This window comes from Paraburkholderia sp. SIMBA_030, from assembly GCF_046535245.1.
In the GTDB taxonomy this organism is placed as follows: domain Bacteria; phylum Pseudomonadota; class Gammaproteobacteria; order Burkholderiales; family Burkholderiaceae; genus Paraburkholderia.
Genome location: NZ_JAWRXB010000980.1, coordinates 1 through 257, shown reverse-complemented (window position 1 = coordinate 257; position 257 = coordinate 1). Strand labels below are relative to the sequence as shown.

Below are 257 nucleotides of genomic sequence, written 5' to 3'. Positions count from 1 at the left end.
AAGACCACGCGATCGGCATGCTCCGGTGCATGCAACGCAGCTTCAATCGCGAACTGCACCCCCATGGAATGGCCCACCAAAATGTAGGACTCGATTCCGCAGGACGCCAAGGCCGCGGCAATGAACGCCCCGTAATCTTCTACCTGAAGTCGCCGTCCCGGCTTGGGCGTGCCTGCGAAACCTGGCAGGTCCAAGGAATAGGTGGGGGAATCCGCGCCAAGGACCGCGTGGAGCCGGGCGAGGTACCTGTGCGATAC

General features: G+C 62.3%; 1 protein-coding gene. It reads right to left on the bottom strand.

Annotation, left to right across the window (positions count from 1 at the left end):
* On the bottom strand, positions 1 to 194 hold a 194-nt coding region (locus SB772_RS42945), incomplete at its 3' end, for an alpha/beta fold hydrolase (RefSeq protein ID WP_410838888.1).
* Positions 195 to 257 lie beyond the last annotated feature (63 nt).